The 14,452-nt window shown below is 59.1% G+C and carries 13 protein-coding genes; all 13 read left to right on the forward strand.

Annotated elements, in window-relative coordinates; all coding sequences use genetic code 11:
- Positions 1 to 134: 134 nt before the first annotated feature.
- The 13 genes from CLU84_RS01980 (at position 135) to rsmH (ending at position 14,442) form a co-directional block, all read left to right on the forward strand.
- Positions 135 to 1,142 (forward strand): Bug family tripartite tricarboxylate transporter substrate binding protein, encoded by a 1,008-nt coding sequence (locus CLU84_RS01980; RefSeq protein WP_099735698.1) that lies wholly within the window; start codon positions 135 to 137, stop codon positions 1,140 to 1,142.
- A 178-nt stretch (positions 1,143 to 1,320) separates the two neighbouring features.
- The gene (locus CLU84_RS01985) at positions 1,321 to 3,084 is read left to right on the forward strand and encodes an acyl-CoA dehydrogenase family protein (protein WP_099735699.1); all 1,764 of its coding nucleotides are present in this window, start codon (positions 1,321 to 1,323) and stop codon (positions 3,082 to 3,084) included.
- Positions 3,085 to 3,200: 116 nt separating this feature from the next.
- A complete protein-coding gene (locus tag CLU84_RS01990; RefSeq protein ID WP_099735700.1) occupies positions 3,201 to 3,776 on the forward strand; it encodes a MarR family winged helix-turn-helix transcriptional regulator in 576 nt (191 codons plus the stop codon).
- A gap of 50 nt (positions 3,777 to 3,826) precedes the next feature.
- Positions 3,827 to 4,705, forward strand: a complete 879-nt coding sequence (gene dapF / locus CLU84_RS01995) for a diaminopimelate epimerase (protein WP_099737812.1) — start codon at positions 3,827 to 3,829, stop codon at positions 4,703 to 4,705.
- Positions 4,702 to 5,415 carry a DUF484 family protein gene (locus CLU84_RS02000; RefSeq protein WP_099735701.1) on the forward strand — a complete coding sequence of 238 codons (714 nt, stop codon included), beginning with the start codon at positions 4,702 to 4,704 and terminating at the stop codon, positions 5,413 to 5,415. Before dapF ends, CLU84_RS02000 begins: the two co-directional genes overlap by 4 nt.
- Before the next feature lie 28 nt (positions 5,416 to 5,443).
- Positions 5,444 to 6,502, forward strand: coding sequence for a tyrosine recombinase XerC (locus tag CLU84_RS02005; protein WP_099735702.1), 1,059 nt, complete (start codon positions 5,444 to 5,446; stop codon positions 6,500 to 6,502).
- 210 nt (positions 6,503 to 6,712) lie between these two features.
- The gene (locus tag CLU84_RS02010; protein ID WP_099735703.1) at positions 6,713 to 7,846 is read left to right on the forward strand and encodes a GTP-binding protein; all 1,134 of its coding nucleotides are present in this window, start codon (positions 6,713 to 6,715) and stop codon (positions 7,844 to 7,846) included.
- Between the two features lie 251 nt (positions 7,847 to 8,097).
- Positions 8,098 to 8,841, forward strand: coding sequence for an RNA polymerase-binding protein DksA (gene dksA, locus CLU84_RS22115; protein WP_199173670.1), 744 nt, complete (start codon positions 8,098 to 8,100; stop codon positions 8,839 to 8,841).
- 46 nt (positions 8,842 to 8,887) lie between these two features.
- Complete coding sequence (locus CLU84_RS02020; protein WP_099735704.1) at positions 8,888 to 10,597, forward strand: STAS domain-containing protein; 1,710 nt, start codon at positions 8,888 to 8,890, stop codon at positions 10,595 to 10,597.
- A gap of 176 nt (positions 10,598 to 10,773) precedes the next feature.
- Positions 10,774 to 11,319 carry an ATP-dependent protease subunit HslV gene (gene hslV, locus CLU84_RS02025; protein ID WP_099737814.1) on the forward strand — a complete coding sequence of 182 codons (546 nt, stop codon included), beginning with the start codon at positions 10,774 to 10,776 and terminating at the stop codon, positions 11,317 to 11,319.
- A gap of 77 nt (positions 11,320 to 11,396) precedes the next feature.
- Complete coding sequence (gene hslU / locus CLU84_RS02030; protein WP_198460431.1) at positions 11,397 to 12,719, forward strand: ATP-dependent protease ATPase subunit HslU; 1,323 nt, start codon at positions 11,397 to 11,399, stop codon at positions 12,717 to 12,719.
- A 355-nt stretch (positions 12,720 to 13,074) separates the two neighbouring features.
- Positions 13,075 to 13,503 (forward strand): division/cell wall cluster transcriptional repressor MraZ, encoded by a 429-nt coding sequence (gene mraZ, locus CLU84_RS02035; protein WP_099735705.1) that lies wholly within the window; start codon positions 13,075 to 13,077, stop codon positions 13,501 to 13,503.
- A 9-nt stretch (positions 13,504 to 13,512) separates the two neighbouring features.
- Positions 13,513 to 14,442, forward strand: a complete 930-nt coding sequence (gene rsmH, locus CLU84_RS02040; protein ID WP_099735706.1) for a 16S rRNA (cytosine(1402)-N(4))-methyltransferase RsmH — start codon at positions 13,513 to 13,515, stop codon at positions 14,440 to 14,442.
- Positions 14,443 to 14,452: the final 10 nt, after the last annotated feature.

Genomic DNA, 14,452 nt, shown 5'->3' on the forward strand with positions numbered 1-14,452 from the left:
TCAAAAGGATGACACCATTGCCGCGGACTGCTCTGGCTTGGCGTCTCCGACCTTGAGGGCTGAGAGCCAGCGCGGTTCTACATATCTATTTCACAGGAACGAAGATTCCGTTTATTTCTAATAGGAGACAAACCATGCAAGATCGTCGCAATTTCGTCAAAAGTCTGAGTGCTGGCGCTGCGCTGGCCGCGTTTGGCGGTATCGCCAGTCGCAGTGCTTATGCACAGGGCGGTGGCCCGCTGGAGCAAGTTCGCATTCTTTACGGCTTCCCTGCGGGCAGCGCCGGTGACTCGGTGGCACGCCGCGTGGCTGAGAAGATTGGTGGCACCAGCTATTCAAAGAATATGGGCGTGGTGGAAAACAAGCCCGGCGCTGGTGGCCGTATTGCGCTGGAAAGCCTGCGCGGCTCTGTGGGCGATGGTTCGGTGATCGTGCTCTCGCAGGTCTCGGCCTTCTCCATCTACCCGCATATTTATAGCAAGCTCCCCTATCAGGCAAAGGACTTCGAGCCGATTTCTATTGGAGCCATCATGCACCACGGTCTGGCGGTCGGTCCGGCAGTGCCTGCCGAAGTCAAGACGCTGAAAGATTTTCTGGCATGGAGCAAGAACAACCCCGACAAGGCCAGTTTTGGCAGCCCCGGTGCCGGCACCCAGCCCCACCTGATTGGCGCGTTGCTCAGCCTGCGCTCCGGCGTCAAGCTCAGCCATGTGCCTTATCGCGGAACGGCGCCTGCGGTGTCTGACCTGGCGGGCGGCCAGATTGCGGCCGTCATGGGCCCCAGTGGCGATTTCTTGAGCTACTACAAGGCCGGAAAGCTGCGCGTGCTGGCCACCAGCGGTCAGCAGCGCAACCCCTACCTGCCCAATGTGCCTACGTTTGCAGAGCAGGGCTTTAGCGATCTGATCGCCGAAGAGTGGTTTGGCTTCTATGCGAACGCCAAGACACCTGCAGATGTGCGCCAGCGCGCGCATGCTGCCATCACGGCGGCACTCAAGAGCGATGCGCTCAAGGACAGCGTGGGCGTGGTGGGGTTGATTGCGACCAGCTCTACGCCAGAGGAAATGGCCCGCTCGCAGCAGGCGGAGTTTGATCGCTGGGGGCCGCTGGTCAAGCAGATCGGCTTCACGGCAGACTCCTGATTCACCCCCTGAGCCGCTTTGCGGCTTACCCCTCTCTCGCTTTGCGGGAGAGGGGGTGACGCCCTCGCCGCGAGGTGGCTCTTGCCTGGCGTCCCAGATTCCCCGATGGCATGAGTCTGTGCTTATCCGGTTGACTTCCAATTTCCCCTTTCTTTGATTGCCATCGCGGTCTTTTTGTATGTCCTATTTGCCCGCCAGCGCTGATAACGCGTTTCTTCTTTTTGATGTGCTCAAGGCTGATGAGCAGTTGCAGCGCCTGCCTGTCCATGCGGGTACGGATCAGGCTTTGATGCAGCAGGTGCTGGATGAGGCTGGCAAATGGGTGGGCGATGTGGTGGGTCCCTTGTCGCGCAGTGGTGATGAAACCGGTGCGCAGTTTGATGCGGGCCGTGTGACCACGCCGCCGGGCTTTGCCAGTGCGTATCAGGACTTCTGGCAGGCCGGCTGGCCTGCGCTGGCCTGTGCCGAAGAAGATGGTGGCCAGGGCCTGCCCTGGGTGCTGGAAGGCGTGCTTTATGAATGGCTGAGCGCCGCCAATCATGGCTGGACCATGGCACCGGGACTGCTGCATGGGGCGTATGAATGCCTCAAGCACCACGGCAGCGATGCGCTCAAGGCGGCTTATCTGTCAAAAATTGCCAGCGGTGAATGGCTGGCCACCATGTGCCTGACGGAAGCGCATGCGGGTAGCGATCTGGGGCTGGTGCGCACGCAGGCCATCCCTGCGGGTGATTCGCCGCTAGGTGAGAGTTTCGCCATCAGCGGCGGCAAGATTTTTATCTCGGGCGGCGAGCATGACCTGACTGACAACATTGTCCATCTGGTGCTGGCACGTCTGCCCGGTGCGCCTGCCGGACCCAAGGGGCTGTCGTTGTTTCTGGTGCCCAAGGTGTTGCCAGACGGTGAGCGCAATGCCGTGGTCTGCGAGCGTATTGAAGAGAAGATGGGCCTGCACGGCAGCCCCACCTGTGTGATGCGCTTTGACGCTGCCACCGGTTGGCTGATTGGTCAGCCCGGCGCAGGCCTGAACGCCATGTTTGTGATGATGAATGCCGCCCGCCTGCATGTGGCGCTGCAAGGCATGGGTCTGCTGGATGCGGCATGGCAAAAAGCCCATGCCTATGCGCTGGAGCGCCGCCAGATGCGCGCGCCGGGCGCGGTGCCTGTCTCGCGCGGCGTGGGCGATACGGCGGATCTGATCATTGAGCACCCGACCATTGCCCGCACGCTGGATGTGCAGCGCGCATGGGTGGATGGCGGGCGCGTGCTGGCCTACCAGACCGGCGTTTACCTCGATGTGGCGCGCCATGCAGAAAGCGCCAAGGAGCGCGAGCAGGCCCAGCAGTGGTGCAGTCTGATGACGCCTGTGCTCAAGGCTGCATGGACGCAGCAGGCGTTTGAAGGCGCCAGCGCTTGTCTGCAGGTTTTTGGCGGCCACGGCTATATCCGTGAATGGGGCATTGAGCAGATCGTGCGCGACTCTCGCGTGGCCATGATTTATGAGGGCACGAACGAGATTCAGGCCATTGACCTGCTGGTGCGCAAGGTGCTGCCTGATGGTGGGCAGGCCATGGGCCAGTGGCTTCTGTTTTTACGCAAATCGCTGGATGCAGGACGCTCGCTGGATGCCGAGGTTTTGCGTGGCCTTGCGCAACTGCGCTACTTCACCACCGTGCTGGCGCAGGCCTGCAAGGAAGACGACACCCTGGCCTGGCGCGTGGCCGACGACTACCTGCGCTGCGTGGCCGTGCTGTTGCTGGGCTGGGCCTGGGCACGTATTGCCGCCACGGAAGGTACAGACAATGAGCGCTGGCAAGGCCCGCTCAAGCAGGTGCAGCAGCGAATCCTGCCTGAAATGGACTGGCGCATGAGTCTGATGAAATCGCAGTGGGCGCAGGCTTCTGTGGTGCACGGCAACCAGCTGTATGCAGCGACAAATTGACTAAATATGCCTGCAAGATGTCACTAAAACCGGCAAAATTATGGACTTTCATAGCATTCGTGGGCTTGGTGCGCCCTTGATTGCTTGCTCTCTTGCTACAGAATTTGACTCGTCCAATGCTCGCTCACAAGACTGCCGAAACCCCTGTTAAAGAAACTGCCTCAAAGCCCGCACACGTTGTGCGTAATGCGCGCAGCAAGGCTGAGGACTCTTGCGCTGCAAGCCCGGAGCAGGGGAGCAGTGAGGCGATTGAAGTGTTTGCCGTGGATCGTGTGGACGCGAGCTTTCTCGAATCGCTGCTGGGCTACAACGCGCGTCGTGCATCGCTGTCGCTGGTGGGCGTCTTTGTCGAGAGCATGAAACGCTTTGACCTCAAGATTGTGGAGTTCTCCGTGCTGTCGCTGATCGGCAGCAATGCGGGCATCACTTCGCGCCAGCTCTGCCAGCAACTGGCGGTGCTGCCGCCCAATATGGTGGGGATGATTGACGCTCTGGGTAAACGCGGTTTTCTGGAGCGCCGCCCGCACCCGCGTGACGGCCGTGCCACAGGTCTGTATCTGAGCGCTGCGGGGCGTGAGCTGGTCGATGCCGCCGAGCCAGAACTCAAGAGCCGCGAGGCGCAATCCATCGCTCACTTGAGCGAGATGGAGCAGGCTCAGCTCAGAGAGCTGTTGCAAAAGCTGTACCGCTAAGGTTGTCCGATGGCGCAGACCGCGTGCCCGGCGCGATAATGCCCAGCATCATGCAGATTCGCTTCACCAAGATGCAAGGCGCGGGCAACGACTTTGTCGTGCTCGACGAAACCCAGGCCCGTCTGGGCCTGAACGCAGCCCAATACCGTTATCTGGCCAATCGCCACTTTGGCGTGGGTGCCGATCAGATTCTGACCGTCCGCCCCGCCCCGGCAGAGGGCGTGGATTTTGAATACGTCATTCACAACGCCGACGGCGGTGAGGTGGAGCAGTGCGGCAATGGCGCGCGCTGCTTTGCCCGCTATGTGCATGACAAGGGGCTGACCGATAAAAGCGTGATTCGCGTGCAGACGCTGTCGGGCATCATCGCCCCCGAAATTCACAGCAACGGCCGCGTGACCGTGGACATGGGCGCGCCGCAGCTCGACCCCGCCAAGGTACCGTTCACGACCGAAGGCCTGCAGCCTGAGACATTGGGTTTTGCAAAAAAATGGCCTCTGGCGCTTGATGTGCCTGCGCAGGAAGCTACGGTTTGGATAGCGCCTGTCTCCATGGGTAACCCCCACGCCGTGCAACTGGTCGACGATGTGAACACCGCGCTGGTCGAGGTGCATGGCCCGCTGATCGAGCGCCATGCTCGCTTTCCGCAGCGCGTGAATGCTGGCTTCATGCAGATCATCAACCGCAGCGCCGTCAATCTGCGCGTCTATGAGCGCGGCTCAGGCGAGACGCTGGCCTGCGGCACTGGTGCCTGCGCGGCCATCGTGGCAGGCATTGGCTGGGGGCTGCTGGACAGCCGTGTGGATGTGCATACCCGTGGTGGTCTGCTGACCATTGAGTGGGCGGGTGGTGCGCAGGACCGTGTGCGCATGACCGGCCCCGCCGAGTTTGTTTTTGAAGGCCAGATCGACATTCCCGATACGTTATGAACAGCTTGACCGACATCGCAGTGACCGAAGAGTCGATTACCGACTATCTTCAGCAAAACCCCGAATTCTTCGAGCGCCATGCCGAAATGCTGACTGGCGTGCGCCTGATCAGTGGCCATGGCCCGCGTGCCGTGAGCTTGCAGGAGCGCCAGGCGGAGATGCTGCGTGAAAAGATCAAGGGGCTGGAGCACCGCATCATGGACATGGTGCGCCACGGCAGCGAGAACGCGAGCATCGCCAACAAGATTCACCAGTGGACGCATGCTCTCGTCAAGGTGCAGGACCTGCGCGAGCTGCCCCATGCACTCACCGCCAGCCTGCAGCATATTTTTGAGGTGCCCCAGGTGGCGCTGCGCCTGTGGAATGTGGCGGGCGCGCACAGTGGCACTGTCTACACCATGGGCGTCAGCGATGATGCCAAGGCCTTTGCCGCATCGCTGACCATGCCGTTCTGCGGACCCAATATGGGTTTTGAGCCCGTGAACTGGCTGCCCAACCCCAATGCCGTGCAGTCCGTGGCGCTGTTGACCTTGCACGATGGTGCGATGGACAGCACCTCCAACGCCTTTGGCATGCTGGTGCTGGGCTCGCCAGATCCGCTGCGTTTTGACGCGACCATGGGCCTTGAATTCCTCGCGCGGATTTCCGAGCTGACCAGTGCATCGCTTTCGCGCATGCGCCTGCCTGCTTTGACGCTGGCTCACGGTTAAATCTGGTGAAAACGGGTTGCAGCCCTTGATGAAAGAGCGCGAGCAGCTCTCTTTTGAGGAGCAATACGCGCAGCTGCCGGACCTTGTCCACAGCTACCTTGAGCATGTGCGGGTGCAAAAGCGCCTGGCGGACCGCACGCACACGCTTTACGCGCTGGATTTGATCAAGCTGCAAGACTTTGCGCGGGTGGTCAACCAAGAGCTGCTGGCGCTGCAGCCCATGCATATCCGCCGTTTTGCTGCGCAAATGCATAGCGCAGGCCGCAGCGCACGCGGCATTGCGCTGATTCTTTCGGGCTGGCGCAGCTTTTATCGCTGGGCGGCCCAGCAGGAACTGGTGCCCTTCAACCCTGTGGAAGGCGTGCGCGGACCCAAGTCACCCAAACCCTTGCCCAAGGCCTTGGCTGTAGATGACGCCGTGCAACTGGCCAGCTTTCAAAACTCCGAAGCCGAGCCGTGGATTGAAGCGCGTGATGCCGCGATGACCGAGCTGCTCTACAGTTGCGGCCTGCGCGTGGGCGAGCTGGTGGGACTGGATGTCAGGCCCGATCAGACCACGCAGCAGCAAGGCCGGGGCTGGATAGATCTGGACGGGGGTGATGCCCATGTGCAGGGCAAGGGCGGCAAGCGCCGCAGCGTGCCCGTGGGGCGCATGGCGCTGCAGGCGCTGACAAAGTGGCTGGCGCTGCGCAGCAGCGCTCTGTCAGCGGCTGCGCAGGCCAAGGCGCAGGGCGAGGCCGCCTTGTTCATCGGCCGCCGGGGCGAGCGACTGACAGGTCAATCCGTCTGGGCCAGGCTCAAGCAGCGCGGGCAGCAAGCCGGGCTGGCATCTGGCGTACACCCACATGTGCTGCGCCACTCTTTTGCCAGCCATATGCTGCAGTCCAGCGGTGATCTGCGGGCCGTACAGGAGCTGCTGGGTCACTCCAGCATTGCCACCACGCAAATCTATACGCGGCTGGATTTTCAGCATCTGGCCCAGGCCTATGAAAACGCCCACCCGCGCGCGCAGCGCCAGAGCGGGGATGAAAAGCCCAAGTCACGGCGCAAGATGCCAAATGCCAGCAGCGATGAGGCTGAGGATTAATTAGTCCTGATTTGATAGCGTATAGCGCAATTGGAATAAGCACCAGAGGCCTATTTTCTTTGTATTTTTGCCCGGCCCTGCTGGCCGTGAGCGCTTGAAAGCGCCGCTACACTCCCCAGCTGTTTATCACCGGGTCCAGCTGTTCGAGCTGCGCCCGCGTGTTTTTTGGCAGCGGCATGTAGCAGCTGCCTCAGCAAGAGGTTTCAACGCATGGCTCTCATTCCAGTCACTATCCTCACGGGCTTTCTGGGCTCTGGCAAAACCACGCTGCTCAAGCGCGTCCTGCACGAGTCGCACGGCATGAAGATTGCCGTGATCGAGAACGAGTTCGGCGAGGAAAACATCGACACCGACATTCTCAAGACCGAGTCCAAAGAGCAGATTCTGCAGATGAGCAATGGCTGCATCTGCTGCACCATCCGCGAAGATCTGCGCGAAGCCCTGCAATTGCTGGCCGCCAAGCGCCGCAAGGGCCTGGTGGACTTTGATCGCATCGTGATCGAAACCACCGGCCTGGCCGATCCCGGCCCCGTGGCTCAGACTTTCTTCATGGACGATGAGATTGCCGAGACCTATCTGATCGACTCCATCATTACGCTGGTCGATGCCAAGCACGCCAACCAGCAGCTGGATAACCGCCAGGAGGCGCGCCGTCAGGTGGGCTTTGCGGATCAGATGTTCATGTCCAAGACTGATTTGGTGACAGAAGCGGAAAAGGAAGCATTGACCCACCGCCTCAAGCACATGAATCCCCGTGCGCCTATTCGCGCCGTGCACTTTGGCGATGTGCCCCTGAGCGAAGTGTTCGACCTGCGCGGCTTCAATCTGAATGCCAAGCTGGACATCGACCCCGACTTCCTCAAGGAAGATGAGCATGACCATGCACATGACCACAGCGCCTGCGATCACGACCACGGACAATGCGCGCATGACGATCACGCCCATGAGCACAAGCAGGAGCATGTGCATGATGAGCATTGCGGTCACGACCACCATGATCACGAGCATGGTGAGCACTGCAACCACCTGCATCACCACCACTATGACGATGATGTGAAGAGCTTTGTCTACCGTGCTGATCGCCCGTTTGACCCCGCCAAGCTGGAAGATTTTCTGGGTGCCATTGTCAATATTTATGGTCCCAAGATGCTGCGCTACAAGGGCGTTCTGGACATGAAGGGCACCAGCCGCAAGGTGATCTTCCAGGGTGTGCACCAGCTGATGGGCAGCGATCTGGGTCCAGAGTGGGAAGAGGGCGAGAAGCATGTCAGCAAGATGGTCTTCATCGGCATCGACCTGCCTCAGGACATCCTGCGCCAAGGCCTGGATCAGTGCCTGGTGTAACGGCTTGAGAGTGAGGCTGGACCAGCGGTCCGGCATTGCTGACAATGACTGACGGCCTGCGTTACAGGCCGTTTTTTTGTTTGAAATTTCTCGCAAACTGCTCTGGATATGGACGACGTCAGTTTTTGAAATTGTGGGGTATGTGCAACGGTTGGAGGATGAGTCGGCGGTCGTGGCTACAATGCCGCCCCTAAAGAGGGTGTTAGTGCAATCTTGCTCTGCAAGGACACTGTACTGTGAGGAGACAGGACATGAACACTGTGAAAGCCAAGCAAACCAAGGCAGCGGCCAACACCGCAGCCACTGCTTTGCACTCTGGTGGTGCCGGGTCCTCTTTGGCGGGTATGGCTGCGGACAAAGCGCAGCTGGCATCCGGGGTACAGGGGATCTCTTCCAGCGCACCTAAACCCAAACGATCTGCAACGCTTCCTGCGCGGCAGCCTGAAACAGATGTTCCGTCCATGGCTCCAATCAGCGCCACGGCAGCAGCAACCCAAAGTGATAAGAAAGCTATGACCAACACAAAGCAAGCCGCGATCAAGAAGGATCCCAAGCTGGCCAATGCCTGGAAAACCAAGTCGGTGGAGGAATTGACCGATGCTGAGGTGCTGGCCATGTCTGACGACGACTACATGAACGATGCCCAGCTGGCTTACTTCCGCCGCAAGCTGGTCACGCTCAAGAACGACATGCACGTGAATGCGGGTGAAACCGCAGAAAACCTGCGTGAAGACACTGTGGTGGTCCCAGACCCTGCAGACCGTGCCACGATTGAAGAAGAGCATGCTCTGGAGCTGCGCACCCGCGACCGCGAGCGCAAGCTGCTCAAGAAGATCGATCAGTCCATTGCTCGCATTGATGCAGGTGATTACGGATATTGCGACGAAACTGGCGAGCCTATCGGTGTGGGCCGACTGCTGGCACGCCCCACGGCTACACTGTCGCTGGAAGCCCAGCAACGCCGTGAACTCAAGCAGAAGATGTACGGCGATTGATTTGCATCAAGTGTTGATGGGGCTGTAGGCATCAAAGTAGAGGACCATGGCGAAAGAAGAAAACAAATCGGGAGGATTGCTGTCCAAGGTGGCGCGCTTTGTGCGCCATCCGACCGTCAATTGGTCCGAGTTGGAGAATCTGAACCAGGACAGCGACGAGAGTCAGTACAGCAAGCAGGCGCTCAAGGAGATGCTGGAGCGTAAGCGCCAGAATGACTTTGTGCGCAAGCGCGAATTTGAGCAGCTGCGCAAGATGCGTCAGGCGCAGCTGGTCAAAGCCTCGGTCACCGCCAGAGCTCCGCTTGATACGCCTACCCCATTAGCAGCATCGGCCTTCTTGCAGACTGCGCAAAACTCCATTCTTGGAGAGCGTGCAGATACCATCAAGAAAATCGATGAAATCGAAGCGCAGATGGCCCAGCAATGGTGGCGCGGCAAACAGGTCGCAGACGCGGCCACCATGCCGCTGCAGCTGCCTGAAGGTGGTAACACCATGCCTTCGGTCTTCAGAGCGCAGCCTCCCGTGCCGGAAAGCTCACTGCCCATGCTCAGTGATGCCTTGCCCAGCGGTTTCACGCTGCCTCAGTCCGGTGCAGACATCAAGCCCTTGCGGGGCTACACAGATTTTTCCCCTGGCTTTGCATCGACCGAGGTCTCCGCTCCGGTCGAAGTCAGCATGGTTCCGCCTTCGTTTGTGCATTTTGAGCACGATGCGGAGCTGGAGGATGCGGCCATTGTTTTTGCCAGTGGCGATAACGAAGGAGCCGAGGCCAGTCTCAAGGCCCTGATTGCCCAGCGCACCCAGGACATGCCTTCGCAGCTGCCGGTATGGCTGGCTTTGCTGGACATGTACCGAGCGGCGGGCATGCAGGCCCAGTTTGAAGATGCTGCCATGGACTTTGTGGCGCGCTTTGGACGCTCCGCGCCGCAATGGTTTGCCATGCCGCAGCAGGCCGGCAAGCTCAGTGAAACAACGCCAGAAGCACCTCAGGCAGGCTTTCACTGGTCTGCGCCTGTGCAATTGGGCGAATCCAGCCTCAGGGCTTTGCAGGTCAGCAAGGCGCGCAGCCCTGGTCCGTGGGTCATGGACTGGAGTGCTCTTGAGGTGATTGACCCGGACGTGACGGCTCCAATGCTGGAAGCCGCCGAACAATGGTCGGCCCAAAAAGGGCAGCTGGTTTTTGCCGGGCATGAGCGACTGCTTGCGGTGCTCGGCAAACATGCGCCTTCGGGTGACCGCGAGGTTGATCAGGACTGGTGGCATTTGCGACTGGCCATGCAGCGCCTGATGCATCTGCAAGATGATTTTGAATTGACGGCACTGGATTACTGCGTGACCTATGAGCTGTCGCCGCCATCCTGGGTTGACCCTGTCTGCGGCTATGCGAACGAAGGCCAGAATCAAAAGCGTGCTTATCAGGACAGCCTGTTGATGGGCCCTGAGACGATTCAGCCGAACATGCTCTGGAAGGAGCGCAAGCCACGCTTTGCGCTGCAGGGTGTGATTGACGGCGATGCGCTGCCCTGGCTCAGCGAAGTGCAGGGCAAGGCCAAGCTGGGCGAAGCCCTTGCCATTGACTGCACACGACTGGTGCGCATGGACTTTGCGGCAGCAGGATCGGTGCTGAACTGGGCTGCGCAGATGCAAGAGGTAGGTCATGTGCTGCAGTTCAGCCAGTTGCACCAGTTGCTGGCCGTGTTCTTTAATGTCGTAGGCATTCAAGAGCACGCTCAGGTGATTCCTCGAAAAGACTGACACCCCCTGAGGCGTTTTGCATCCCCCTTTCGCGAAGGGTGAGGCCATCGCCGTGACGTGATGACTCTTGCCTGGCGTTTCTGGTGCTGCGCCGCAGCGTTTTTTGCTGGGTATTTTCTTCAAATTTAATTTGTTTGGGCTCTTGAGGTCGCTGTAGCTTGCCCCATCTGCAGCAGATGGAACAGTTTCACGGCACCACCATCATTAGCGTGCGCCGCCAGACTCCCGAGGGCGTTCAAGTCGCTATCGGTGGTGATGGTCAGGTCACATTGGGTCACATCGTCATCAAGGGCACGGCGCGCAAGGTGCGCAAGCTCTACCACGGCAAGGTGCTGGCGGGTTTTGCGGGCGCGACTGCAGACGCTTTCACGCTGTTTGAGCGCTTTGAAGCCAAGCTGGAAAAGCACCAGGGCAACTTGACCCGCGCGGCCATTGAGCTGACCAAGGAATGGCGTACCGACCGCGTGCTGCGCAAGCTCGAAGCCATGCTGGCCGTGGCCGATGCCACCACCTCCCTCATCATTACCGGCAATGGCGATGTGCTTGAGCCCGAGCAGGGTATTGTCTCCATCGGTTCAGGCGGTGCCTATGCGCACTCGGCCGCCAAGGCGCTGCTCAACAACACTGAGCTGTCGGCCGAAGACATTGTGCGCAAATCGCTGGCGATTGCCGGTGAGCTGTGCATTTACACGAACATGAATCACACGATTGAGACGCTGTAAGCGCTTCATCTATCTAATTTGATAGCTGCTTGCGCTTTATTGATAAGCGCTAGCGGCCATTTGACTGAGAAAATCCCATGTCTTCTGCCATGACTCCCCAGGAGATCGTCTCCGAGCTGGATAAGCACATCGTCGGCCAGCACGGTGCCAAGCGCGCCGTGTCGATTGCGCTGCGTAACCGCTGGCGCCGTCAACAGGTGCCTGATGGCTTGCGCCAGGAAATCACGCCCAAGAATATTCTGATGATCGGCCCCACTGGCGTGGGCAAGACCGAAATTGCGCGCCGCCTTGCAAAATTGGCCGATGCGCCTTTCATCAAGGTTGAAGCCACCAAGTTCACGGAAGTGGGTTATGTGGGCAAGGATGTGGACGCCATCATTCGTGATCTGGCCGAGGTCGCTGTCAAGCAGACCCGCGAGTCGGACATGAAGAAGATGCGTGCCCGCGCCGAAGATGCGGCCGAAGACCGCATTCTCGATGTGCTGGTGCCGCAGGCCCGCACCGGTGAGGTGACGGCCGATAACACCGCCCGCCAGGTCTTCCGCAAAAAGCTGCGCGAAGGCCAGCTCGATGACAAGGAAATCGAGATCGACATCGCGGAGCAATTGCCCCAGGTGCAGATCATGGGTCAGCAGCCGGGTATGGAAGAAATGGCCGAGCAACTGCGCGGCATGTTCAGCCATATGGGCCAGGAAAAGCGCAAGACCCGCAAGTTGCCTATCAAAGAGGCGCTGAAGCTGCTGACCGACGAAGAAGCCGCGAAGATGGTGAACGAGGAAGATGCCAAGACGCGCGCCATCGCCAATATGGAGCAAAATGGCATTGTCTTCATCGACGAAATCGACAAAGTCGCTACGCGCCAGGAAACCAGTGGCTCTGACGTTTCACGCCAAGGCGTGCAGCGTGACCTGCTGCCGCTGGTGGAGGGCACTTCAGTGTCTACCAAGTACGGCGTGGTCAAGACCGATCACATCTTGTTCATTGCCTCGGGTGCATTTCATCTGTCCAAGCCCAGTGATCTGATTCCTGAGCTGCAGGGGCGTTTCCCCATTCGCGTGGAATTGGAATCGCTGTCGGTTCAGGACTTCGAGGCGATTCTCATGCAGACTCACGCCTCGCTGGTCAAGCAGTATCAAGCGCTTCTGGCGACTGAAGGTGTGACGCTGGAGTTCAAACCTGACGGTATCACTCGACTGGCCACGATTGCCTTTGATGTGAATGAGCGCACCGAGAACATTGGTGCGCGTCGTCTGTCCACGGTGATGGAGCGTCTGCTGGATGAAGTCAGCTTCGATGCGGTCAAGCTTTCGGGCCAGACCGTAATCATTGACGCTGCCTATGTGGACCAACGCCTGCAAATGCTGAGTCAGGACGAAGACCTGTCGCGCTTCATTCTCTGAAGTTCTGAGCGCTTGATTCAAGCTGCCCGCCTGTGCGGGCAGTTTGCATTTGTAGGAGAAGGACCAGAGTTAAATCAGTTCTTTCCATTGAATTGCTTGGTTGCAATTGACGGACCGAATGAGAGTCCACATGCATTGAGTTTGCTAAGTGCTTGTAAAGGAAAGGTATTTTCAAAGTAAACCTTTTGTTTTTTGCTCTAAGTGCTTGATTTCATTGCAAATAATTGTTCATTTGCGTTTGGAATACCCTCAAATTGCTGATACAGTGCAAAAAAGTGCAATTAAGTGGTGAAAGCTGCCCTCGTACCTGCTTTTTCGAGGAACGAGTGGCTCCAGATGACCGGAGCAATTAGCCGTGTTTCAAGGGGCGTCTTCGCTGAATATCGATGGAAAGGGGCGGCTGTCTGTGCCGACCCGGCATCGTGACGCCCTTTTGTCGATGGCTGAAGGCCAGGTCACCTTCACCAAGCATCCCGATGGTTGTCTGTTGCTGTTTCCGCGGCCTGAGTGGCTGCAGTTTCGCGAACGTGTCGCGCAACTGCCGATCACTGCTCAGTGGTGGAAGCGCATTTTTCTGGGCAACGCGATGGATGTGGACATGGACGCGACCGGCCGACTGCTGATCTCGCCTGAGTTACGTGAGGCTACAGGTCTGACCAAAGAGGTCTTGATGCTGGGCATGGGGGCGCATTTCGAGGTCTGGGATAAGGCCACGTATGAAATGCGCGAAGCGGAGGCACGCCAGCAACCGATGCCGGCGGCTTTCCAGGATTTTGTTTTGTAGGAAGAGCTTGTGAATCAGCCGTTGCAACATATCACCGTCTTGCTTGACGAGGCCGTGGACGCCCTGTTAGGTGGTGCTGCTCAGCCGCCAGCGGGCCAATGGGTGGATGCAACGTTCGGCCGGGGAGGTCATTCCCGGCTCATATTGCAGCGATTAGGGCCAGATGGCCGACTGGTTGCGTTCGACAAAGATCCGGACGCAATCGCTGAAGCGGCGCGCATCACCGATGCGCGTTTTTCGATTCGGCACGAAGGATTCAGTCACCTCAATGAACTGCCGGAAGGCAGCGTGCAAGGGGTGTTGATGGATCTGGGCGTGAGCTCGCCCCAGATTGACAACCCGGACCGGGGCTTCAGCTTCCGCTTTGATGGCCCTCTCGATATGCGTATGGACACTACCCGTGGCCAAAGCGTGGCTGAGTGGCTGGAAGACGCTGAAGTGCAGCAGATTGCGGAGGTGATACGTGATTACGGCGAAGAACGGTTTGCTGGCCCCATTGCAAAGGCGATTGTTGCTAGGCGCGAAAGTCAGGGGCCATTGCGCACTACCGGTGAGCTTGCCCAGCTCGTGGCTGGCCAAGTCAGGACCCGCGAAGCTGGGCAGAATCCGGCTACACGGACCTTCCAGGCTCTTCGGATTTTCATCAATGCCGAACTTCAGGAGCTTGAACAAGCGCTAGAAGCAAGCTTGCGCGTGCTGGCACCCGGAGGGCGTCTGGCCGTGATCAGCTTCCATTCACTGGAAGACCGCATCGTCAAGCAGTTCATCTCCAAGCACTCCAAGGAGGTCTATGACCGCCGTGCTCCGTTTGCACTGCCCACGCCCATGCGCCTTAAGGCGCTGGACCGCATCAAGCCCAGCGCTGCTGAAGTCGACGGCAACCCGCGTTCACGCTCTGCCGTGATGCGTGTGGCTGAGCGCACCGAGGTGCCTGCATGATGCACCGCCA

Origin of the sequence: Comamonas sp. 26, from assembly GCF_002754475.1 — a bacterium.
GTDB lineage: Bacteria > Pseudomonadota > Gammaproteobacteria > Burkholderiales > Burkholderiaceae_C > Comamonas.